Genomic DNA, 22,657 nt, shown 5'->3' on the forward strand with positions numbered 1-22,657 from the left:
TGTGAGTCAAGTTTCATTTCCCACAGATATATTATCTAGCAACCGAAACAACAGAGTACCTGTTCTTTCGCTGGATATCACATTAAGCTCTTAGCATTTCTTTAACTTCAGTTCCTTTTAATATAGCTTCTGCTGCTTTTTCAACAGCTGTTTCAATGGTTTCACATGTCATAAAAACTTCTATATTCATGCTTTTAAATTTTCTTTTTGGTTCATCACCAATTCTAAGACAAAGTACTCCATTACAGTCTGAAACAACTTTTGAGAGCTTAGCAAACTTATCTTCCTCTTCCTCACAAACTTCTTTACCATTACAATATTTTTCAACATTTCTTTTTTCCAAATATCTTGGCTCTCCATTTTTATATTCATAGATATAAAATTCAGATGCATGTCCAAAATGCATGTCCACGCCTATTCCACTTTTTGATGCAATAGCAAACTTTAGTGGTTTTTCTTCTGTAACTTCCTTTACATTTGATGGCTTATTAAATTTTTGAGATTGATCATCTCCAAGTAAACCAATAGCATCTGCCCTACATTGCTTACAATGATACATCTGCTCAATATGCTCTCCACATTTTTTTCTTAAATCCATTATCTCTTTATTACTTGTAAGCGGCATATTTTCAAAGACACTTCCTTTTACAGGAATCATTTGCATTATATTTGTTATTCCTGCTCCAAGTTCCTTTGCTTTTTTTGTTACTTCTTCTATATGATGATCATTGATTCCCTTAAGCATTACTATATTGACCTTAACCATAATTCCTCTATCAGCTAAATACTTAATACCTGATAATTGGTTAGTTAAAAGGATTTGAGCCGCCTCTTCACCAGTATAAGTAACCCCTAAGTAATCTACGAATTTATATACTTTAGCAGTTATTTTAGGATCAATAGCATTCATTGTTACAGTTACGTGACTTACCCCTAAATTAATCAGCTCTTGAGCATAAAATGGAAGCATCAATCCATTTGTTGATAGACAAAATGTAACTTCTGGATCATGTTCTCTTATAAGCTTCAAAGTTTCCCTAACATTATCAAAGTTAGCAAGAGCATCGCCAGGTCCTGCTATTCCAACAACTTTTAAGTTGTCCATTTTTGATTTTACTAGTTTGTATTTAGCAAAAGCTTCTTCTGGAGATAATACTTCAGTTGTTACCCCAGGTCTGCTCTCATTAACGCAATCAAATTTTCTCAAACAATAATTACAGCTAATATTACATTTTGGTGCTATAGGAAGATGCATTCTCGCATACTTGTGAGCTGATGAACAGCTAAAACATGGATGTGTTTTTGTTTTTTCTTCTACTTCTTCTCTGCTGATAATTCTTGCTTCCATCTTTTTCTCCCCCTCAATTGCTATATCTTTATTACTTATTTCAACTTCTTCCTTATAATATTCATTGTATAAATTCTTTCTAAAGGTCATTTCAGTCTTAGCAAGCATAACATTAGTAATTTGATCCCCTAAATTTAAAGATCCTTCATAGCCTATAGATAATATTCTCTGTCCACCAATCCTATCATGAATAGGAAATGACATTCGAATTAATGGAATCTTATGTTTCTCCTCTATTCTTCTTCCATCCGAGCTTCCAATCATTACATTTACCTTTAAATCTAAGGCGAATTTTTCTATTTCCTTAAAATCTGCCTCATCTATGATTTTGCATTCACCTGCAAACAGCTGCTCAGAAAGTTCGTTAACTTCTTCCCTTAAGCTTGGTTCAAGCTTTTTACATACATCTCCACTTGCAATAAGTACTGGAACAGCTCCGTTTTCAACAGCTAATCTTGCAGTTGAATATACAAAATCAGGTTCTCCAAATATAGCTATTCTAGCTTCTGCATTATATTTATGAGAATCAATCATAGCGTCTAAGTATCTTCCTCTTTGTTTTTTATATTTTTCTGGAATTGGATTTCCTGATATTTTAGCTAGCACTTTTAAAAAATTATCAGTATCTCTAAGACCTCTTGGAACATTAATTCTAAAATTCTTAACTCCAAAATTCTCCTCTAAATAACTTCCTACGGAATATTCTTCTTTAATAAATGTAGTTAATTCAATAGTAGCTTTTGCACCACCCATAAATTTAATTTCTTCTATACTTGTACCATTGCTTGGCAGCCTATTATATTTTTTGCTATGAACTCCATCTAAGTTCTCAGACAAATCAGGCAGCAATATATAATCAATTTTAAAATCCTCTAATATCTCTTTTATCTCTCTCATATCTGCACTGCTCATTGGCCCAGCAATAACATTTACCTTTTCATTTTTATCTGTATACATTTCTACATTTTCTACAACTGCCCTTAAAGCTGTAAAATATCCGCCATATTGAGTTCCACCGTAACCAGGTGATTGTATTGGTATTAATTTAACTTTACTATCTGGGTGCTTTTCATAAAATATCTTTGAAAGCCTTACTACATCCTCTCCTATGGTTTCTGCAAGGCAAGTTGTTGCAATACCTATAACTTCTGGATTATATAATTTAATTAAATTTTCTAATCCTTTAATCAAATTATTTTCACCACCATAAACAGTTCCTTCTTCAGTTAGTGAAGATGAAGCAATATCTACAGGCTCATTATAGTGTGTTGCCATATGTCTTCTAATATATGTACTACAACCTTGCGAACCATGTAATATAGTCATGCAATTTTTAATTCCATATAAAGCATTGCTAACTCCCATAGGCATACACATTTTGCATGGATTTACGGTTAGATTTACATAACTTTTAGATTCCTTCATTCTCTTCACTCTCCTTTACATACTTCCATACAGGACTATTAATTGAAAGATTAATTTCCTTTGCGAAATTAACAGCTCCTACAAATCCACCAAGTGGATGCTTTCTTTCATGATTATGGTCACAAAAGGCAACTCCCAATTTATAAGCAAGTGGTCTTTCCTTAACCCCTCCAACTAAAATATCTACATCCTGCTCAATCATAAATTTTTCTAATTCCGAAGGATTTGCATCGTCCAAAACTACTGTTCCATCCTTAACTAAACTATTTATAACTTCATAATCATCTTTCTTTCCAGTTTGTGTTCCAACCATTACTGTATCTATTCCAAGTTCATTAAACTGTTTGATTAAGGAGATTGCTTTAAATCCTCCGCCTACATATATTGCAGCTTTTTTCCCCTTAAGATTTTCCTTATATTTCTCTAATATAGGCATTATTTTTTCTTCTTCTTCTTTAACAAATGCCTTAGCTTTTGCTAGCATTTCTTCATCTCCAAATAAGCTTGCTATTCTGAGCAATGAATTTTTTGTATCCTCAAGCCCCACAAAACTTATTTTAACGAAAGGAATATCCATTTCTGCTTCCATTCTCTTTGCTAAATATGTCATGGATCCAGCACATTGAACAACATTAAAACTTGCGCTGCTGGCTTTGACTAATTTGGCATAACTGGAGTCTCCAGTTATAGTTGATATCACATCTACTCCAATTTTCTTTAGATACTCTTTAACAATCCATATTTCACCAGCTAAATTGAAATCACCTAACATATTAATTCCTTTTCTCTTAGGCAGAATATTCCTAGAAAATAAATTCATTAATGCATTGCAAGCTAATTTATATCCTTTAGATTTATTTCCAGAAAAACCTGGCGACATAACTGGAATAACAGGTACATTATATTTTTCCTCAGCCATTTTGCATACGGCTTTAACATCATCGCCTATTACACCAACAATGCAAGTTGCATAAACGAAAATCAACTTAGGATTATGATTCTCCATTATTCCCTCTATAGCAGCAATTAATTTTTTTTCACCACCAAAAATAACATCTTGTTCACTTAAATCTGTTGAAAAACTATTTCTATATAAATTTTCACCACTTGAAAGACTTCCTCTTATATCCCAAGTGTAACTAGCACACCCAATAGGTCCATGAACTATGTGGTATGCATCTGTTATTGGATTTAATACAACTCTTGCTCCACAATATACACACGCTCTTTGACTAACTGATCCTGATACACTATCCCCATCGCACTTCATAGATTTTTTATTATGACCTTCTTTAAAACACACAAAATCTTCTCTTTCTTCAAGAAGTGAATTAGATATCCTTTTTTCCATAATGTCACACACCACCTTTTAAATTTGTAATTATAGATTGAGAATTGAGAATAAAGGATGAAAGTTAACTTTTCTTTAAACAATGCACACAATACATTTTTTACAAATTCCTTATAACAAAATTTATTACTCATTCTACATTCTCAATTTTCAATATTAATAAGAATTAAAAGCCCTATTAATAAATAGAGCAATTGACATGTTTTATCCATGTTCAATTGCTCAATCATTGAAATTATTAACTTTTTTGAATTTAACATATCTTTCTTAAATCTTAATTGCAGCAAAGTTCCGTATTGTGGCAAAGCCACTCTTTTTATACGTGCATAGCTGCTTTTTTTATAGGGGCAAATATAATTTGGTTTATACTATTTCACACACTCTTTCCAAATAAATAAATTTTAAAAAACAAATTTAAATTTTAGATATACACTACACCAGAAATGGTGGGTACTCTTTTAAATAAATAAATAAATAAATAAATCAACATTTAAACTTAACTTGCAGTGAAGACTATATCCCAAAAGAGATATTACCCTTTTGTAATCACAGGGTTCATAATATACAGCGTTTCATTTAGAATACTGCCACAGGATTTCTTCATTATAAATTATCCATTATTACTTATCCCAAATACACATCTTATTAAACACTAACTTCACACACTATTTTTAGATAAATAAATTTAAAAAGTAAATTTAAGTTTTGAAGTATATACTACACCAGAAAGTATGGGTACTCTTTTGTGCAGTGTTGCATTTAGAATATAGTTGTAGGTATTTCTTCAGTAAAAGTTGTTCCATTTTCGCTTGTCCAAATGCATTACTTTCCAACTTACTTCACGCACTCCTTTAGATAAATAAATCAACATCTAAATTTTGGAGTATACACTACACTAGAAAGTATGGGTACTCTTTTGTGCAGTGTTGCATTTAGAATATAGCTGTAGATATTTCTTCATTAGAAGTTGTTCCAAATATGCTTGTTCAAAGCATGCTTTGATGCTAGCATTTTGGGCACAACTTCTAATGTTAGAAATTCACAGCTATATTCTATAGCAACCGAAACAACAGAGTACCTGTACTTTCGGTAGACCACCACACAACTCTAAATTCCACATATTTATCTACATTACTAATTCAAAATCTTCATCTTTTACGTCTCTATCTTGTCTATCCATTAATGCACCAAGCATTAATTCTAATAATCTCATAGCACCTCTATATCCAACATTAGGCATATATGAATGAACATATCTATCTAATACTGGGAATCCAATTCTAACTAGTGGGATATCTTCAGCTCTTGCTATGTATTTACCATGAGTTCCACCCATTAGTAAATCAACAGATTCATTCTTAATTAATTGATGTAATTCAAAAAGATCAGCATCTTGTTTAGCTATGCAGCCTTCAACACCAAATTCATCAAACAATGCTTGCATTTGCTTTTCAAATACATTGGATGGAGTTCCTGTAATTACATACTTAGGAATCATTCCAAGCTCTAATAAGAATTTAGATAAAGCAATTAGTACATCTGGATCTCCATATAAAGCTACTTTCTTTCCATCATAATATGGATGAGAGTCAATCATTATATCAACTAATTGTCCTCTTTCTTCTTCAAGTTCATAAGGAACTTGCTGCTTGCTGAATTTACTTAATTCCATAATTAACTCATCTGTAGAACCAATACCTATTGGCATTTTTAATGTAGAGTATGGAATCTTGAATGATTTTTCAAGAGTAGCTGCTCCTGCTTCTGAAGCAAAACTTCCTAGTGCTAATGTTTTTTCGCAGTCACCTAATTCAATAATATCTTGAATCTTTGTACCACCTTTTGGATACATTTCATATTTTCCAGTCATCGGAGCATCAAAAACTCCAGTTGTATCTGGTAACATTGTGAAATCTACACCCATAAGCTTTAATAATCTCTTTACTTCACGCATATCGCCAGGGTTAACGAATCCAGGAATCACGCACATTTTTCCGTTCTTTACTCCAGTTGTTTTAGATAAACCTTTAATAAAGCCAGTAACCATATTCGAGAATCCTGTAATATGTGATCCAACATAACTTGGGGTATTTGCATGTAAAACATATTTTCCTTCTGGAATATCTATAGCATCAATAAAACCTTTTAAATCATCACCAATTGTTTCTGATAAACATGTAGTATGAACTGCAATTATTTCTGGATCATACATATCAAAGATATTTTTAACAGCAGTTTTAATATTGCTACCACCACCAAATACACAAGCACCTTCACTAAATGATGAACTAGTTGCTATAGCTGGTTCTTTGAAATGTCTCGATAAAACTGTTCTATGATATGAGCAACAACCTTGTGAACCATGACTGTGGGGCATACATCCATGAACTCCAAGAGCTGCATACATAGCACCAACAGGTTGACATGTTTTACTAGGATTAATAGTAATCGCTTTTCTTTCCTTAATTTCTTTAGGAGTTAAATCTAACATTATACCTCACCTCCAAATGTTCCTTCTAATATTGATTCTGTTTTCCATGGAGCTACAGTGTATTTCCATGCTGGAGTATATAAACTCATTGTTACATCTCTACCAAAGTTTGCAGCGCCCTTAAATCCTGCATAAGGTCCACTATAATCATAAGAGTGCAATTGTCTTGATAATACTCCACCTTTTTGTATTATATATTTATCCTTAATGCCTGAGAAAAACATGTCAAGTTTTAACTTTTTAATAAATTCTTCTGTTTCAAATTCATTCAAGTCATCAACTACAATGGAACCTTTTTTCATGTCACGCATCATACCTGGATAATATTCTAAATTAATGATTTCTTTCTTTAATTCTTCTAATTCTTCATCTGTTTTAACTGGTTTATATTTACCTTCAATTTTTTCTACTTCTAATACTTCGATATTTTTTAAATCCGCATCTTCAATTATAGTTGGTATTACTTCTCTACCTTCATAATCGTCTCTATGTGCAAATTCAAATCCTGCAACTAATGTTTCTACACCTAAATCATTTAATAGCATTTGATAATGGTGGGATCTTGAACCTCCAACATATAAACCTGCTTTTTTACCAGTTAACTTGCTTCTATAATAATCCATATCATCTTTAATATCTTCAAGCTCTTCAGCTATAACTGCTTCAGTTCTTTCTGTAAACTCTGGGTCATTAAAGAATTTCGCAATATCTCTTAAAGTTCTAACAGTACAATCAACCCCGATAAAATCAACTTTTATCCACGCAGTACCATATTGAATTTTCATCATTTCTGCGATATAATTAATGGAACGGTGACATTGGACTAGATTTAAATCTGCAGTATGGGCTTTTCTTATATCGTCAATGCTAGCATCACCTGTCATGACTGATATAACTTCATAGCCTATTTTCTTTAGAATTCTTTCTATTTCCCAAGCGTCACCACCTATGTTATACTCACCAAGGATATTAACTGAATGAGTTTTTGGTGTGTAATCCATAGTTCCGATTACAGATTTTATCAGCTTATTATTTGCAATATGATGTCCTGCTGATTGAGATACACCTTTATATCCTTCACAAGGGAATGATATAACATCAATTCCATACAATTCTTTAGATTCATTTGCAACCGCTGGTAAGTCATCACCTATAAGTCCAACTGGACATGTCGCGCAGATAAATATTGCTTTTGGATTAAATATGTCTACAATTTCTTTTATAGCAGCCTTTAATTTCTTTTCTCCACCAAATACGATATCACTTTCACCTAAATTTGTAGAAAAACAATATTGTATAAAGTTTCCGTCACCTTTTTGTGGTACTGCTTTATTTCTTCTAGTACCCCATGAATAATATCCACATCCTATCGGTCCATGAGTTAAAAGTACTATATCTTTTAATGGTCCAAGAACAACACCTTTACATCCAGCATAACAACATCCTCTATGTGTCATAACTCCTGGTATAGTTCTTCTATTTGCATCTATTTCTTGAGTTTCCTGCTCAAGTTCAAGCATATGTTTCTTTCTGTTTTTATATACTTTGGCACTATACTTGTCCAAAACACTATCAACTTTACTCATTAACTTCACCTCCACACTTTAAATTGCCTCTTCACCTATTTGTCCATCTCTGACTCTGTATACTTCTTCAACTGGTAATACAAATATCTTTCCATCTCCTGGAGTCCCAGTTGAATTTACACTTATCACAGTCTCTACTACTGTTTTTACTTCGTCATCTTTTACTACTAAAGTTATAAATCTTTTAGGTATTAATCTTCCTCTTTCTGATAAATTCTCACCATACGATGTTGGTGGCACTTCACCAGTTTCCATATAAGCTTCAACTAAAGCTATATCAATTGATTTCTTGCCTCTTCCAAGTACTTTTCTGCAAGTAATGGATGGAAAGCCAGCTTCTGCGAGTGCTTCTTTAGTTTTATTAACTTTATTCAAACGAATAATACACATAACTTCTTTCATAAAGCTATTCCTCCTATTTCAATTTTATAATCCTGATTTCCCACTACTTACAGTGTATACTTCATCAATTGGTGCAACGAATATTTTTCCATCTCCAAATGCACCTTTTTCTCCAGTTCTAGAATTTCTCATTATTACTTTTATGACATCGTCTTTATCTTCATCTTTAACTGCAATCAGAAGCATCTCTTTTGGAAGTTCATCATAATATATTTCTCCAACTTTGATTCCTTTTTGTTTTCCTCTACCATAAACCGCCATCTTCGTTACTTCTGGAAATCCAGCATCCAATAATTCTGAAAGCACAGTACTAACTCTTTCTGGTCTTATTATTGCGCGAATCATATACATATCTCTCTATCTCCTTTTATTTAATATTTTGTTTTATATATTTTTCAACTTAAATTTCACATTATAAATAATTGAATTCAAAAAATCCTGAATGGAAAAGTGGTGTTCCAAAAGTGATACTCCAAAGGTGATGCTCCAAATCTTGTATTTGGATAGCAGAACTTTCCCCTTGTGGGAATCTTCTATTGGGTTAACAAAACTTTCTTTATGAGCTTCAACATTAATTAATAATTGTGCATTGATCCTAGATATCCATTAAACCATATTCCATTAAGATTTCTTCTAATCTTTCTTGTTTCATTGGTTTTGGAATAACAAACATTTTATTATTTTCTATATTTTTAGCTAATGTTCTGTATTCATCAGCTTGGTCAGCCTTTGGATCAAATTCTATAACTGTTTGTTTGTGTATTTCTGCTCTTTGAACCATATTATCTCTAGGTACAAAGTGAATAAGTTGACTTCCAAGCTCTTTTGCAAATGCTTCTAATAGTTCGTATTCTCTATCAACTTTTCTACTGTTACAAATGATTCCACCTAATCTAACTCCACCAGTTTTTGCATATTTTTGAATACCTTTTGAAATATTGTTAGCTGCATATAATGCCATCATTTCTCCAGATGCTACGATGTATATTTCTTGTGCCTTACCTTCTCTGATTGGCATTGCAAAACCTCCGCATACAACGTCTCCGAGTACATCATAAAATACATAATCTAAATCAGGTGTATATGCTCCTAATTGCTCAAGCATTCCTATTGAAGTGATAATACCTCTTCCTGCACATCCAACTCCTGGTTCTGGTCCTCCTGATTCAACGCATCTTATATTTCCATATCCTGTTTTCAAGATTGCATCTAATTCAATATCGTCTCCTTCTTCTCTTAAAGTATCTAGAACTGTTTTTTGTGCTAAACCTCCAAGAACTAATCTTGTAGAATCTGCTTTAGGATCACATCCTACAATCATTATATTCTTTCCCATTTCAGCTAAAGCTGAAGTTAAATTTTGTGTGGTTGTAGATTTTCCTATTCCACCCTTTCCATAAATAGCTACTTGTCTCATATTAGTTTCCTCCTCTTAATTAAATAGATTATATAAGCCCAAATGGGTCGTTATAACTTATTTGTATTAATATAACAATAAATTAGTTTAAAAAATAAGCCTAATTTATTTAACTATTAATAGTTATAATAAAATAGACTCCTTTGTCCTTTCATTGTAATAAAAAAATCGTAGGCGACTGTGGAGCCGTAGATTTTTTTTACGCATCTGCCTTTTTGAACGTATGTGAGAAAAATTTGGCAGGCGAATATATTTTCTTTTTTATTCTCTTTACAAACCGTAATCTTCTGAATTGGTCTTTTCTATAACTTATATACAGATTTAACTTGAATATAAATTCCTAGAGAATAAAAAAATCTAAGTCGTTAACTTCCTCATTGAGTTAAACACTTAGACTCCATTGCCTTAATGACAGGTTAATATTTATTTTTTAATTTAAGTTATATTGTTTCAAAAAAACTTGTGTACAAATTACTTTTTTATTAATTTTTGTTTTTCATTTGTTTGTTTTATTTATTGAAACTATAATATCACAAAAAACTGATATTGCAAACTATTTTTTTATTTTCTATAACTTTTTTAATGATAACGATATATTTTTATCAATTTATCAAAATCATTCGTGTTTTGTTAAATTTAATGAGAATTATTTATTTCTATCTCCATTAAGGGTAAAGTGTCTTTCTCCAAATGCTTTAATCTCAAATTTATTTTCTTTAATCTCATATTCATATTGTTTATCTATTATGACCTTATCATCAATAAATTCCACCTTTAAAGTTATCGTATCCAGAACTTCACTGTTAGAATACAATCTAATTTTTTTTGGAGAATGAAAAATCGTGTCACCTTCCGATGTTTTAATTGTAATTGTGTTAGTAGATGTGATAAGAGATTTTATGCTTCCATCCTCATAAAATTCTAAAGAATTACTATCCCCATGAATTCCCATTGCATTAACGTCATAAGCTTCGATTTTTCCAATTGGTGTTTTTATATTTGTTGCAATTAATGGCTCACAGGAGCTTATTTTTCCGCTTTTATATAAAGAGGCTCCTATTCTCCCTGCGAAATTACATTCTCCAACATTTATTTTAATTTTTTCTTTTGGCCACAATGTGATACTTTTAAGTTCTTGTGTTTCATAGAAATGAAGAGACATAATCTTAGCTTCAAATGATGAAAAATCAAAACTAAATTTATAAGCTTTTGCTAATTTATATTCATCATCTTCAGTCCAATACCCTGACAATCTTCCATCCAAAGGAAACAATCTATTTATTTCACCATCTTCATAGAATGTTATTTTTTCAACTTCAAATACACCTATACTAGTATTTATTACTGTCAAATCATTTAATGAAATACTCTTAATATTGCCATTCTTAAATACCTTTACTGGTGGAAATTCTTTTCTTCTTTCATCTACAAATCCATGCAACGGTACTAAATTATAGTCTAAAACTTTTAATTCGCTGTATTCTTCCACCTTATACGCTTCTGGTTCCCCAGTGGAATAATACTCAGCAATAATAGCATCATTTAAAATACCATACTTAGTTATTATTTTCTCCATAAATTCGCCTCCTAGTCTATTATTTTTTTCATGTGCCTCAAACATTTTTCTGTACAGTTACCATATAATCATTTCTTTTTATCTCATTAATGGATAATAAGATTTCACCCTTGTCCATTTTTGCAACCAGCCAAGGCGGTACATGACAACAGCGTACTTCTATTTTTTTTACATCTTCTTTTTCTAAATAAGGAATTATTGCCTTTTTAGAAGTTATTTCAGGATTTATCAGCTCTAATTCCTGTAGATCTATCATGAAATATCCATCACCAAGTTTCTTAGCAATTTCAACTTCTTTATTTTCATTCTCCTCTTGTACCATTTCATTTTTAATAATTTCATCAAAATAATCAAATGGGTTTCCTTCCAATTCCCAAACACTAAAATCCCCCATATAAAATACACTATACGGAATTCCAAAAGCCTTTGTTACTATTATAATTTTACAATCATCCATTTCATTAATTACATTTTTGTATTCCTGTCTGATTTCATTTATTGATTTTTCACCACCTGCCCTATTAATTAAAATAGTTTTTTTTGTTTTCCATAAATGTTTTTCTTTTGCAAATATTTTTACATATCGTGCTTCTTCAAAAGAACTTATAAGATCTTTTTCGTTTAAAAATACTCCTATTTTATCCATATACCATCACTCCTTTATTTAGATATATTCAAAAAATAATCAATCATCATCTATTATTTTCTTTCATATACCTTATTTTTTAATAACAAAAAGGCACAGTAAAATTACTGCGCCTTTGCATAAAATTATAATATTAATCTTATACTATATCATTATTTATGTTTTATCAAGTATTTTGCCTATATCTTTTAAATCATATCCGCCTAAACTTTCAATTTCCCTCTTAAACTCTTCACTTTGAATAGTTCCAATTATAAGTTGATATATAGGATATTTTAAATCAGATTCCTTGATAACTAAGTCATATCTTTCTTCCTGAATTTTAATAAAATCAATCCCATCAACCTGATTAGCTGCCTTTTCATTTCCTATCCCAACATTACCTTCCCCTCTTGCAATACTTCTTGCTACTGCAGAGTGGGATTGTTTTTCAATATTATATCCTTTAATTTGTTCTCTATTTATATTATTAACTCTTAATTTCTCGTCAAGCAAAATTCTTATTCCAGAACCTTTTTCCCTATTTATCATGGATATATCTTGTTTAATCAAGTCTTTCCAATTAATTATTTTATTTGGATTTCCTTTTGGAACATAAAAGCCAACATTCCTGTAAGCAAGGTTTATAATTAAACAAGATATACCTGGAACTAGTTTTCTTACAAAAGCAGTATTATATTCATTGGTATCTCCATCCCATAAATGTACTGACGATATAGAAATTTTATCATTATATAAGTCATATAGACCTGAATAGCTTCCTGTATTAGACCTAAGTACCCTTATATCATTTGCCTTTTCCATAATTTTTTCTGCTAAAACATCTAAAATCACATCTTGCCCTGATATTATAATATCATTTGAATTTTCCACTTTTTTTATATTACTTAGGTTTTCTTCTATTACTGGCTCATCTATTAATATCTTAATCTGATTATTGCTACCTTTTGTTACCTTTTGACTATTGATGTAATTCTCAACATCCTTTTTATCAATTCTAAGCTTTTTCCCTACTTTGTATCCAGGTAATTCACCTCTTTTGACCATTTCATACACTGTATTTTTAGTTATCTTTAATAGTTCAGCGACATCTACTGCCGTTAGGGATTCTTCATTATTCATAGAACTTCCCTCCTCCGTATAATAATTTATTCTAACATTTAGAGCTGAGAATTTCTAGCATTTAATAATATATTTTCTAAATATAGATAAACAAATATAAACTTAGACTTATGCTAAACCTGCCCAAATCGGTATGTTCCAAGTGTCAGTTAAATTCTTAAATTAGATATCTACAACATAATGTATCATAAATATACGCACATATACCACTATGCTAGTATTGTAAAGAATTATTTTTTGATAATAATTTTGTCAATATTTCTATTCAAGTACTTATTTTTACAATTACATATTGTTTTTCTTATGAATAAATGCTAGTATAATAAGCAACAAGCAAAACGTAATGAAACACATCCAAACATAACAAAACATAATCATAATAGAAATATTTTTATGAATGTGAGGTTTTATTTATGAAAAAGAAAATAGGATTATTTAGTTTAGTAACTGTTTTATTAATAACGTCACTTATTGGTTGCGGAGCTCAAAAGGCATCAACTACTCCACAAAAGGAATCTGCTACTGAAGCTTCAATAGAATTAAATATTTCCGCTGCTGCTAGTTTAAAAGAAGCATTAACAGATATACAAGACGAATATAAAAAGACTGCTCCAAATGTTACTTTAACTGTTAACTATGGTGCTTCTGGATCTCTACAGCAACAAATAGAACAAGGTGCTCCTTGTGATATCTTCATTTCCGCTGGTCAAATCCAAATGAAAGCATTAGACAGCAAATCTTTATTACTTGAAAATACTAAAAAAGACTTAGTTAAAAATGATTTAGTTTTAGTCGGACCTAGCGACACTACTATAACCGGTCTTTCTGATCTAACAAGTGATAAGGTTAAAAAGATAGCTGTTGGTGAACCTAAAAGTGTACCAGCTGGACAATATGCTGATGAAGTTTTCACTAAGCTTGGTATTAAAGATTCTATTTCATCAAAACTTGTTTTTGCAAAAGATGTAAAAGAAGTACTTGCCTGGTCGACTTCTGGAAATGCTGAAGTTGGATTTGTATATAAAAGTGATGCGTTAAGCAGTAAAGATGCTAAAATTATAGAAACAATAGCAGAGGACAAGCATTCACCGATTACATATCCAATCGGAATAATTAAGGCTAGTAAAAATGCTGATGCCGCAAAAGCATTTGAAGATTTCTTATTTACTGATACTTGTAAAAAGATCTTTGAAAAATATGGTTATGGAATAGCTTAAGACAGTAGAAAAAAATAACAATTCAAAAATATCACTTGAATTGTTATTTTTCTTATTTTAAACTATTATAATATTATCTCCAGCTTTAATATACCCCTCTTCTAGTACTTTAGTAAATATTCCTTCCCTAGGCATTACACAATCTCCTACCAATTTTCTAATTTCGCAGCCCAAATGACATTCCTTTCCTATCTGCGTAACTTCTAGCGTAACATCCCCAATTTTAAGCTTTGTTCCTATAGGAAGTTCATATAAAACTATTCCCTCAGTAGTGATGTTTTCAGCAAACTTTCCTGGAGTAAGTCCTTCGACTCCTGATGATTTCATTTTATCAATACTTTCAGTTCCAAGCAAACTTACCTGCCTATGCCACTCTCCTGCATGAGCATCCCCATCGAGACCATGATTAACTCTAAAAAAACCTTTTTCTATAGGATGTTTTATAACACCTTTTTTCTCACTTATATTCACTGCAATAACCTTACTCATCATAATCCCTTCCTTTCAAATACGCCTGATTTCCCTCCACTTTTTTTAACAAGCATAATATTGTTTATAACCATTTCTCTATCAATAGCCTTACACATATCATAAATAGTTAATGCTGCAGTGGATACAGCAGTAAGGGCTTCCATCTCAATGCCTGTCTTTCCTACAGTCTTAGTAGTTGCAGTTATTTCAATTTTATTGTTTTCAACGTCAATTCGAAAACTTATATCACAGCCAGATATCATTATAGGATGGCACATTGGTATTATTTGTGGAGTATTTTTAGCACCCATTATACCTCCTACCTGCGCTACTGATAATACATCTCCTTTTGAAATAGTACCTTCTTTTATTCTTTCAATGGTTTCTCTTTTCATGGAAACTGTTCCAATTGCTACTGCTTCTCGCACAGTATCAAGTTTTTCAGATACATCAACCATTCTTGCTCTTCCTTCTTCATTTATATGAGTTAGTTCCATTTTTCCTATTCTCCTATCTTATACTTCCTAAGTTTTTACATTCTATTGATGCATACTGCTATAACTTTTCCAACAGTATTTATCCTCCTATTTGAACCATGTTTTTTAATTCTATATTTTCCGTGTTGCTGCTATTAAAGCCATGGTGACTTGGTTTATTATATATTGCATTTTCAATAACTCTTTTTAATTGTTCTTTACTTATTCCACTACGTAGAAGAGACTTTAATGCAACTCCATTATTATAATGAAGACATAATTTCAAATTTCCATCAGCAGTCAAACGAATACGATTACAAGTGTCGCAAAATTCATTTGAAATTGCACTTATAAAGCCAATACTTCCTTTAAAATCTGATAAATTATAATACACAGCTGGTCCATTACCATGTTTAATTTTTGAGTTCTGAAGAGTTCCAAAATTCTGTTCTATCTGCTCAAATATTTGTTCATTACAAACAGGTGAATAACTTTTTCCAAAACCAATAGGCATAAGTTCTATAAAACGCACATCGATTGGATTTTCTTTAGCAATTTTCAATATATCTGTTAAGTCATCACCATTTAACTGAGATATTGGGACACAATTTATTTTTGTTTTCAACCCAAGCTCCACTGCTTTTTTCAATCCAAACTTCACTTTATCTAAGCAGTCTCTACGAGTAATTTTATTAAAGTTTGTACTATTTAATGTATCAAGACTGATATTTACACTATCAAGACCAGCTTCAGCTAAACTATCTGCCATGTCACCAAAAAGTACGCCATTTGTGGTCATTGTTATCTCTTCAATGCCATCAATATCTTTGATTCTTCTAACTAAATTTACAATCCCCTTTCGTACTAAGGGTTCTCCTCCTGTAATTTTGATCTTGTGAATACCAAGCTGTGAAACAGTTTTAACTATTAGCATAATCTCCTTAAAAGTAAGTATTTCGTCATGTTCTAAGTTTTCAATTCCACATTCCGGCATACAATATACACATCTAAGATTACATCTATCTGTAACAGAAATTCTAAGGTATTCAATATTTCTACCACTACTATCTACCATTTTATTCACCTCATATCAACCAAGTTTATCACAGATAATTTTTAAATACTTATCCAAGATATTGAGCCATAGGAACACTTTCAGGCTGACCTTGTAATATTTATCTAATATTCATATGGGGATCAAGCCCCACCTTAATCAAGTTTCACTTGATTAAGCTTTGTTAGTCTTATTTCCCAAAACCACAATTAGGGAATGTACAAATATCGCATGAAAGACACAATCCACCATGCCCAAGGTTTGCAATATCCTCTAAAGTTATTTTGTCATCTACCATAACTCTTGGAAGAACCAAATCAAAAATAGTCCTCTTGGCATACATTACGCAGCCTGGAAGTCCAATAACTGGAAGTGTACCATTGTAATATGCTAGTAAAAACATTGCACCTGGAAGCACAGGAGCACCATAGGAAACAATCTTTGCGCCTGTATTTTGAATTGCAGTTGGGGTTGTATCATCAGGGTCTACACTCATTCCACCTGTACATATTATTAATTCTGCACCTTCTTTAATAAAATCCTTTATAGCTTCTGTAATTAATTTAGGATCATCACTTAGAATCTTCTGCCCTAAAACTTCAACATTATATTCTGCAAGCTTTTCTCTAATAACAGGCCCAAATGTATCTTTAATTCTTCCATAGAAAACCTCATTACCCGTAGTTACAATCCCTGCTTTTTTGTGGATAAATGGAAGAATCTCCATTAATGGTTTATCACCTGCCAATTTAACTGCCTCGTCCATTTTCTTTTGTTCAATTACAAGAGGAATAATACGTGTGCCTGCTAATTTATCACCTTTTTTTACAGGAAAATTACTGTGGCGTGTTGCAATCATCATTTCGCCAAGAGAATTTATTTTACGAAGCTTTTCAATATCAATTTTAAACAGACCATCTTCTGCCGCAATTAATTCAATTTTGCCTTCCTTCACCTTAGTTGCACTCATATAGTCACTTTTACATATTTTACAGAGAATTTCTGCTGCTTCATTTTCATGAAGCATCCCCTCCTTTTTTTCCCATACATAAAGATTATCTTTACCTATTGATAATAAAACTGGAATATCTTCTTCAGTAACAATGTGCCCTTTTTTAAACGCAACATCTTTTTTTTCTCCTTTGATAATTTGTGTAATATCATGACAAATTACATTACCTACAGCTTCTGTAGTTTTAATCTTTTTCATTTTTGTTCCTCCATCATTATTTGGTAATTTTGTATAAGTATAACGAATTATAAGTAAAATTTTTTTCAAAGATTTTGTTACATATCTATTGCAACTTCTAAAATAACCTTTCAAATTCATTCTTTGCATACTGGTGTACATTCTGTTCAAATTGCTGATATTTTTCCAAAAATTCAGTACCTTCTTTTGTAAGATAAGTTTTCCCACCATTGCTCCCACCATGCTTTCTTTCAACTACTGCATAATCTAGTTCTTGTTCCAATTGATTTAACATACTCCATGCTTTACTATAAGATAATGCCATATGTTTGCATGCACTTCGTACAGAGTGGGTATCCTGAATCAGAATTAGAAGCAATTTTGTTCTCGAATCAAAAAACAAGGATTCTTTTTCAATGCTGATTTTAACAAAGGGATGAAGTATATGTTTATTATGTTTTATTAAAAGTTGATCTAATCGGTCAATATAATCAGTATCATATAGAATACCTTCATCTTCTACATCTATCCATTGTCTTTTAACTCCAATATTTTCAATGGCTCCTCGTAATCCCATATTCCCATTATATTTTAGAATTTTAGGAATCAATTCAGACGATATCAAAAGGGGATGCCCAGATTTTCCACGATATGCTGGTGAAAGTAATTTTTCATCATATTCTATCATCATTTGAAGCGTCTCTGGTGTAAACATAGGAATATTAACTGGAGTGAATAATACCTGGTCGCATTTATTCTGTAAAAAATCTAGTCCTATCTTTGCAGAATCGAACTTTCGCGAGTTTTCATATTGATCATTTCGCAAAAATACAACTCCATAATCAGCTAAATGATGTTCTATTTCTTCAGCTTTATATCCAGTAATCACCACAATTGGTGAAATTCCAGCTTTTTGAAAAGTTAAAACAATTCTTTTTACTACAGTAATAGAACCAATTTTCAATAATGGATTTAATCCATTTCTTTCTGATGTTTTTCCTGCGGCAACAATTATACCGCCTGTTGTTCTCTTCTCTTTACTCTTCATATCTATACCTCTTGCTCTACTTAAGTAGTATTATCTTATTCTTCCACAAAACTCAAATAGGCTTGTACATATCATTCAAACTTTAACAAATTGATTAGTATCTTATATTTGGGTTATTAGATTCCAATTTGATCCCTTAAATTAATTGGTTATATTTTACTTTTAATACAATATTATTCTACACGTTTTTATAAAATAATTAAACCCTAAAAATACATATTATGGATTATTATTATATCGGTTTGGAATATCTCCTTATTTATCAACAATTTTAATAATGATAATAAAAAGCATTCAATCCTGTTGAGATTAAATGCTTATATTCTATTTAACTTTATCTTATCTCTAGCCACTAAGATTCAGACGGGAATCAAATCCCGCCTAAATAAAATTCCACTTAATGCCAGAATCTTATATAAGTTAAATTCCATTACTTTCAAGAAAATCACGTAATAAATTCATACACACAGTTTTTCTATATTTTGCAGATACTCTACCCCTTATTGGAACAATTTCCTTTTCGTATGCTGCTAGATACTTATCCTTTAGAGCCTTAGCTTCTTCAACAGTCTTTCCTATAAGCATTGCATCAATATCTGAACGGCTTATAACAACATCACTTACTGCACCAAATGCTGTTCTAAAGTTAAAAACCTTATCATCGACTATATTAATTATGCCAACAAAAGAAACTCTTGAAATTGCTAAAGCATTTCTTTCACCAACCTTCTTGTAATAGTAATTATTTAAATTATTCTTATTCATTAGAATCTCAATAAGGAGTTCATCTTTCTCAATCGCAGTATTCTTTCTTCCAAGGTAAAAGTCAGAAATAGGAATTACTCGTTCCCCTCTGTTATTTGCAAGACGCAGTTTAGAGTCAGTGGCAAAAAAGATCAGTGCACTATCAGCCTTTGGAGAACCATTGCATATATTTCCACCAACAGTACCTAAGTTTCTTATTGCTGGTGCTGCAATCTGTAAAACTGCTTCTTTCAGTACTGCTGGAATAAGTTTATTTTCAATAATATCAGTATAAGTACATGCTGCACCAATACGAATATATTCTTTATCTTCTACAATATTTTTCATTTCTGCTACTTTATCAAGGAATAAATATGTGGCATTTTCATCTGGTTTAATCATTAAATCAGTACCTCCAGCATAAGGTGTAACACTTTCCTTTGCTAGGATGTCCAATGCTTCTTTTAAAGATGTTGGTTTATAACAATCTACCATAATCCTTTCCCCTCCTTTGCTGCAATGCCAATAGCCTTAACTATGGCATTATAACCAGTACATCTACAAAGATTTCCAGAAATGCCTTCGCGAATCTCTGCTTCTGTAGGATTTGGATTCTTGTTAAGGATACATTCAGATGCAAGAATCATGCCTGGAATACAAAAACCACACTGCACCGCACTAACTGATGCATATGCCTTATCAATAACTGCAAAACGTTCAGTTTCTCTATAGCCTTCAATAGTGACAACTGTACTGCCTTCAATACTGCCCATAGCCACCATACAAGAATTAACTAACCTGCCATCAAGGATTATAGAACAAGCTCCACATTCACCTTCTTTACAACCGCACTTTACGCCAGTAATACGAAATTCATTTCTAAGTACATCTAGTAAGCGCTCATTTGCTTTGGAATTTGATGTGACCTCTTTGCCATTAAGAATAAATTTTATCATTATTTATGCACCTCCTGCAAAACCATCATTGTATCTTCTGTTGTGAATGGAACTTTATTTAGATTTCCACCAATGGCATTTTCCATAGCTTCAACATAAGCTGGAGCTGCACCTACTAGAGGTAGCTCACCTGCACCCTTTGCTCCATATGGACCATGTGTATATGGATTATTGATTATTTCAGTAACTAGATTTGGTACATCTACTGCTGTAGGAATAATGTAATCACTAAAACTATTATTTCGAATCACACCTTTATCGTTGTAATCCATCTGTTCCATAGATGCATATCCAATCCCTTGAAGAAATCCTCCCTGCATCTGTCCTTGTATAATATTCATGTCAATAGGAACACCAACATCAAAGCTGCCCCATGCTCCTAGTATCTTTGTGGTAGCAGTAAGTGTATCTACTTCCACTTCAATAGCATTTACTCCCCAAGAATATGTTGGATATGCATCTCCCTTAAATTCATCAAGACTAAATGGAATCACAAAATCAGGTTCAACGAAATGTTCTTCTATAACTTGAACTTCTCCTGCTTTCCATTCTTTCTTAAGTCTCTCTGCTGCACGCCTTAATAATTCTCCAACTGTCATAAGCGAACGACTTGCAACAGTTGGACCTGAATCAGGAACAATATCTGTGTCTGGATTATTGATAAATACTTGTTCATATGAAATACCAAGGGTATCCGCAACAATTTTAGAGAAAGTAGTTTTAAGACCTTGACCTATATCTGAATTACTTGCAAGAATATCTACAGTATCATCTGAATTTTTCCTTATTTTTGCAACTGCTTTAATGAAATCACGTTCTCCACTGCCAGTAAAACCACATCCATGGAAAAATAAAGACATTCCAATACCTTTACGATATCTGCCATTCTGAATCTTATACTGGTCTCGTTTTGCACGGTAATTGCAAAGTTTATCAATCTGTTCAATCATTTCAGGTAGAGGTACATGGAAATGATATTTACCACTAGTAGATGTAGAATCACCTTGTTTAACAATATATTCTTCCTTAAGCTTAAGGGAATCAACACCCATTTCTTTTGCAATATGATCCATAATCATTTCTACTGCAAAGAACGTCTGTGGTGCACCAAATCCACGGTATGCGCCACAAGGTACAGTATTGGTCTTAACAGCACGTCCCTCAACGCGGAGATTATCTACACGGTATACGCCGTTTGCACAAATTAAGCCACGCTGTAAAACAACTGGAGAAAGTGTAGTGTATGCACCACTATTAAATAAAACATCAATGTCCATGCCAGTAATCTTGCCGTTCTTAATAGCCACCTTATAGGTAGATATAGATGGATGACGTTTTGAAGTAAACTCCATGTCTTCTCTTCTATCAAATATAACCTTAACAGGTCTATTGGCCTTTTTAGCAGCAACTGCAACCTGGCAGGCAAGTATTGAAGGAAATGCTTCTTTTCCTCCAAATCCTCCACCAGTAACATCTTGAATTATTTGTATATCCTTTGATTCATAACCCAATGCTTTTGAAACTGCTCCATAAACATAATATGGACATTGCATAGAACCTCGTACAGTCATTCTTCCATCATGGGGATAAGCAATCATCCCCTGAGTTTCAAGGTAAGCTTGTTCTTGATATCCAGTCTGAAATGTTTCTATGAAAACATGATCAGCTTCTTTTAACGTCTTATCTATATCCCCTTTTGCATAGTTGTAATGGAAAAAAACTGTATCAGACTTACGCATATCCAAAATAGGAACTTCTTCTTCGTATGCTACAATAATCTCATTTAAAATTCTTTCAACTTCTTTAAACTCAGGTCCAACAACCATTAAAATCGGTTCTCCAACATACTCTACAGTATCTTCAGCATAAACTGGAGTATCATCCTCAACAATATGGACACGGTTTACACCTGTTACATCTTTCTTATCAACAACAAAATAACCTTCCGGTAATTTAGGAATCGAAATATTGGTGATTCGTGCTTTTGCCTTTGCTGAATGCAGTAGTTTACCATAAAGCATACCATCCATCACACGATCATCCACGAAAAGAGCACTACCCCTTATTTTAGTTTCATGATCCTTTTTCTTTACAGATTCACTTATTTTTTCCATGCATAGCGCCTCCCATATATCTAC

At 32.1% G+C, this 22,657-nt stretch carries 19 protein-coding genes; 1 reads left to right on the forward strand and 18 read right to left on the reverse strand.

The window, feature by feature from the left end:
• Positions 1 to 82 precede the first annotated feature (82 nt).
• From nifB to ACJDTP_RS18750, 10 genes are all read right to left on the reverse strand, one after another.
• A complete protein-coding gene (gene nifB / locus ACJDTP_RS18705) occupies positions 83 to 2,773 on the reverse strand; it encodes a nitrogenase cofactor biosynthesis protein NifB (protein WP_406762093.1) in 2,691 nt (896 codons plus the stop codon).
• On the reverse strand, positions 2,760 to 4,124 hold the full coding sequence (gene nifE / locus ACJDTP_RS18710; protein WP_077844806.1) for a nitrogenase iron-molybdenum cofactor biosynthesis protein NifE: 1,365 nt from the start codon (positions 4,122 to 4,124) through the stop codon (positions 2,760 to 2,762). The genes nifB and nifE overlap by 14 nt, the downstream gene beginning before the upstream one ends.
• Before the next feature lie 1,126 nt (positions 4,125 to 5,250).
• Positions 5,251 to 6,615, reverse strand: coding sequence for a nitrogenase molybdenum-iron protein subunit beta (gene nifK, locus ACJDTP_RS18715; RefSeq protein WP_077839356.1), 1,365 nt, complete (start codon positions 6,613 to 6,615; stop codon positions 5,251 to 5,253).
• Entirely contained in the window at positions 6,615 to 8,201 is a 1,587-nt protein-coding gene (locus ACJDTP_RS18720) for a nitrogenase component I subunit alpha (protein ID WP_017212869.1), read from the reverse strand. Before ACJDTP_RS18720 ends, nifK begins: the two co-directional genes overlap by 1 nt.
• A gap of 18 nt (positions 8,202 to 8,219) precedes the next feature.
• Positions 8,220 to 8,603, reverse strand: coding sequence for a P-II family nitrogen regulator (locus ACJDTP_RS18725; RefSeq protein WP_041896047.1), 384 nt, complete (start codon positions 8,601 to 8,603; stop codon positions 8,220 to 8,222).
• Between the two features lie 24 nt (positions 8,604 to 8,627).
• On the reverse strand, positions 8,628 to 8,954 hold the full coding sequence (locus tag ACJDTP_RS18730) for a P-II family nitrogen regulator (protein ID WP_017212870.1): 327 nt from the start codon (positions 8,952 to 8,954) through the stop codon (positions 8,628 to 8,630).
• A 244-nt stretch (positions 8,955 to 9,198) separates the two neighbouring features.
• Complete coding sequence (gene nifH / locus ACJDTP_RS18735) at positions 9,199 to 10,020, reverse strand: nitrogenase iron protein (protein ID WP_077839355.1); 822 nt, start codon at positions 10,018 to 10,020, stop codon at positions 9,199 to 9,201.
• A 646-nt stretch (positions 10,021 to 10,666) separates the two neighbouring features.
• The gene (locus ACJDTP_RS18740; RefSeq protein ID WP_241395425.1) at positions 10,667 to 11,596 is read right to left on the reverse strand and encodes a hypothetical protein; all 930 of its coding nucleotides are present in this window, start codon (positions 11,594 to 11,596) and stop codon (positions 10,667 to 10,669) included.
• 37 nt (positions 11,597 to 11,633) lie between these two features.
• On the reverse strand, positions 11,634 to 12,242 hold the full coding sequence (locus ACJDTP_RS18745; protein WP_406762094.1) for a Fe-only nitrogenase accessory AnfO family protein: 609 nt from the start codon (positions 12,240 to 12,242) through the stop codon (positions 11,634 to 11,636).
• 156 nt (positions 12,243 to 12,398) lie between these two features.
• Positions 12,399 to 13,364 (reverse strand): substrate-binding domain-containing protein, encoded by a 966-nt coding sequence (locus ACJDTP_RS18750; RefSeq protein ID WP_406762095.1) that lies wholly within the window; start codon positions 13,362 to 13,364, stop codon positions 12,399 to 12,401.
• 413 nt (positions 13,365 to 13,777) lie between these two features.
• Between ACJDTP_RS18750 and modA the strand changes: the two genes are divergently transcribed.
• Positions 13,778 to 14,581, forward strand: a complete 804-nt coding sequence (gene modA, locus ACJDTP_RS18755; protein ID WP_406762096.1) for a molybdate ABC transporter substrate-binding protein — start codon at positions 13,778 to 13,780, stop codon at positions 14,579 to 14,581.
• Positions 14,582 to 14,638: 57 nt separating this feature from the next.
• Here modA and ACJDTP_RS18760 read toward each other — a convergent pair whose 3' ends face one another.
• The 8 genes from ACJDTP_RS18760 to ACJDTP_RS18795 all read right to left on the reverse strand — a co-directional run bounded on the left by ACJDTP_RS18760 (position 14,639) and on the right by ACJDTP_RS18795 (position 22,633).
• Entirely contained in the window at positions 14,639 to 15,070 is a 432-nt protein-coding gene (locus tag ACJDTP_RS18760; protein WP_238901066.1) for an MOSC domain-containing protein, read from the reverse strand.
• Positions 15,070 to 15,549, reverse strand: coding sequence for a cyclic pyranopterin monophosphate synthase MoaC (moaC, locus tag ACJDTP_RS18765; RefSeq protein WP_041896031.1), 480 nt, complete (start codon positions 15,547 to 15,549; stop codon positions 15,070 to 15,072). Before moaC ends, ACJDTP_RS18760 begins: the two co-directional genes overlap by 1 nt.
• A gap of 79 nt (positions 15,550 to 15,628) precedes the next feature.
• Positions 15,629 to 16,603 (reverse strand): GTP 3',8-cyclase MoaA, encoded by a 975-nt coding sequence (moaA, locus tag ACJDTP_RS18770; protein ID WP_406762097.1) that lies wholly within the window; start codon positions 16,601 to 16,603, stop codon positions 15,629 to 15,631.
• 169 nt (positions 16,604 to 16,772) lie between these two features.
• Positions 16,773 to 17,792 carry a molybdopterin-binding protein gene (locus tag ACJDTP_RS18775; protein WP_077855900.1) on the reverse strand — a complete coding sequence of 340 codons (1,020 nt, stop codon included), beginning with the start codon at positions 17,790 to 17,792 and terminating at the stop codon, positions 16,773 to 16,775.
• 97 nt (positions 17,793 to 17,889) lie between these two features.
• On the reverse strand, positions 17,890 to 18,819 hold the full coding sequence (locus ACJDTP_RS18780) for an NTP transferase domain-containing protein (RefSeq protein ID WP_077855899.1): 930 nt from the start codon (positions 18,817 to 18,819) through the stop codon (positions 17,890 to 17,892).
• A gap of 420 nt (positions 18,820 to 19,239) precedes the next feature.
• The gene (locus tag ACJDTP_RS18785; protein WP_406762098.1) at positions 19,240 to 20,058 is read right to left on the reverse strand and encodes an FAD binding domain-containing protein; all 819 of its coding nucleotides are present in this window, start codon (positions 20,056 to 20,058) and stop codon (positions 19,240 to 19,242) included.
• Entirely contained in the window at positions 20,052 to 20,519 is a 468-nt protein-coding gene (locus tag ACJDTP_RS18790; protein ID WP_406762099.1) for a (2Fe-2S)-binding protein, read from the reverse strand. The genes ACJDTP_RS18785 and ACJDTP_RS18790 overlap by 7 nt, the downstream gene beginning before the upstream one ends.
• Positions 20,519 to 22,633 carry a xanthine dehydrogenase family protein molybdopterin-binding subunit gene (locus ACJDTP_RS18795; protein WP_406762100.1) on the reverse strand — a complete coding sequence of 705 codons (2,115 nt, stop codon included), beginning with the start codon at positions 22,631 to 22,633 and terminating at the stop codon, positions 20,519 to 20,521. Before ACJDTP_RS18795 ends, ACJDTP_RS18790 begins: the two co-directional genes overlap by 1 nt.
• Positions 22,634 to 22,657: the final 24 nt, after the last annotated feature.

It is taken from the genome of Candidatus Clostridium helianthi (assembly GCF_045310795.1).
Classification (GTDB): Bacteria; Bacillota; Clostridia; order Clostridiales; family Clostridiaceae; genus Clostridium; species Clostridium helianthi.

Bases quoted from the DNA above. Each gene is read 5' to 3' on its own strand.
- nifB (WP_406762093.1), bottom strand. From the start codon at position 2,773: ATGAAGGAATCTAAAAGTTATGTAAATCTAACCGTAAATCCATGCAAA.
- nifE (WP_077844806.1), bottom strand. From the start codon at position 4,124: ATGGAAAAAAGGATATCTAATTCACTTCTTGAAGAAAGAGAAGATTTT.
- nifK (WP_077839356.1), bottom strand. From the start codon at position 6,615: ATGTTAGATTTAACTCCTAAAGAAATTAAGGAAAGAAAAGCGATTACT.
- ACJDTP_RS18720 (WP_017212869.1), bottom strand. From the start codon at position 8,201: ATGAGTAAAGTTGATAGTGTTTTGGACAAGTATAGTGCCAAAGTATAT.
- ACJDTP_RS18725 (WP_041896047.1), bottom strand. From the start codon at position 8,603: ATGAAAGAAGTTATGTGTATTATTCGTTTGAATAAAGTTAATAAAACT.
- ACJDTP_RS18730 (WP_017212870.1), bottom strand. From the start codon at position 8,954: ATGTATATGATTCGCGCAATAATAAGACCAGAAAGAGTTAGTACTGTG.
- nifH (WP_077839355.1), bottom strand. From the start codon at position 10,020: ATGAGACAAGTAGCTATTTATGGAAAGGGTGGAATAGGAAAATCTACA.
- ACJDTP_RS18740 (WP_241395425.1), bottom strand. From the start codon at position 11,596: ATGGAGAAAATAATAACTAAGTATGGTATTTTAAATGATGCTATTATT.
- ACJDTP_RS18745 (WP_406762094.1), bottom strand. From the start codon at position 12,242: ATGGATAAAATAGGAGTATTTTTAAACGAAAAAGATCTTATAAGTTCT.
- ACJDTP_RS18750 (WP_406762095.1), bottom strand. From the start codon at position 13,364: ATGAATAATGAAGAATCCCTAACGGCAGTAGATGTCGCTGAACTATTA.
- modA (WP_406762096.1), top strand. From the start codon at position 13,778: ATGAAAAAGAAAATAGGATTATTTAGTTTAGTAACTGTTTTATTAATA.
- ACJDTP_RS18760 (WP_238901066.1), bottom strand. From the start codon at position 15,070: ATGAGTAAGGTTATTGCAGTGAATATAAGTGAGAAAAAAGGTGTTATA.
- moaC (WP_041896031.1), bottom strand. From the start codon at position 15,549: ATGGAACTAACTCATATAAATGAAGAAGGAAGAGCAAGAATGGTTGAT.
- moaA (WP_406762097.1), bottom strand. From the start codon at position 16,603: ATGGTAGATAGTAGTGGTAGAAATATTGAATACCTTAGAATTTCTGTT.
- ACJDTP_RS18775 (WP_077855900.1), bottom strand. From the start codon at position 17,792: ATGAAAAAGATTAAAACTACAGAAGCTGTAGGTAATGTAATTTGTCAT.
- ACJDTP_RS18780 (WP_077855899.1), bottom strand. From the start codon at position 18,819: ATGAAGAGTAAAGAGAAGAGAACAACAGGCGGTATAATTGTTGCCGCA.
- ACJDTP_RS18785 (WP_406762098.1), bottom strand. From the start codon at position 20,058: ATGGTAGATTGTTATAAACCAACATCTTTAAAAGAAGCATTGGACATC.
- ACJDTP_RS18790 (WP_406762099.1), bottom strand. From the start codon at position 20,519: ATGATAAAATTTATTCTTAATGGCAAAGAGGTCACATCAAATTCCAAA.
- ACJDTP_RS18795 (WP_406762100.1), bottom strand. From the start codon at position 22,633: ATGGAAAAAATAAGTGAATCTGTAAAGAAAAAGGATCATGAAACTAAA.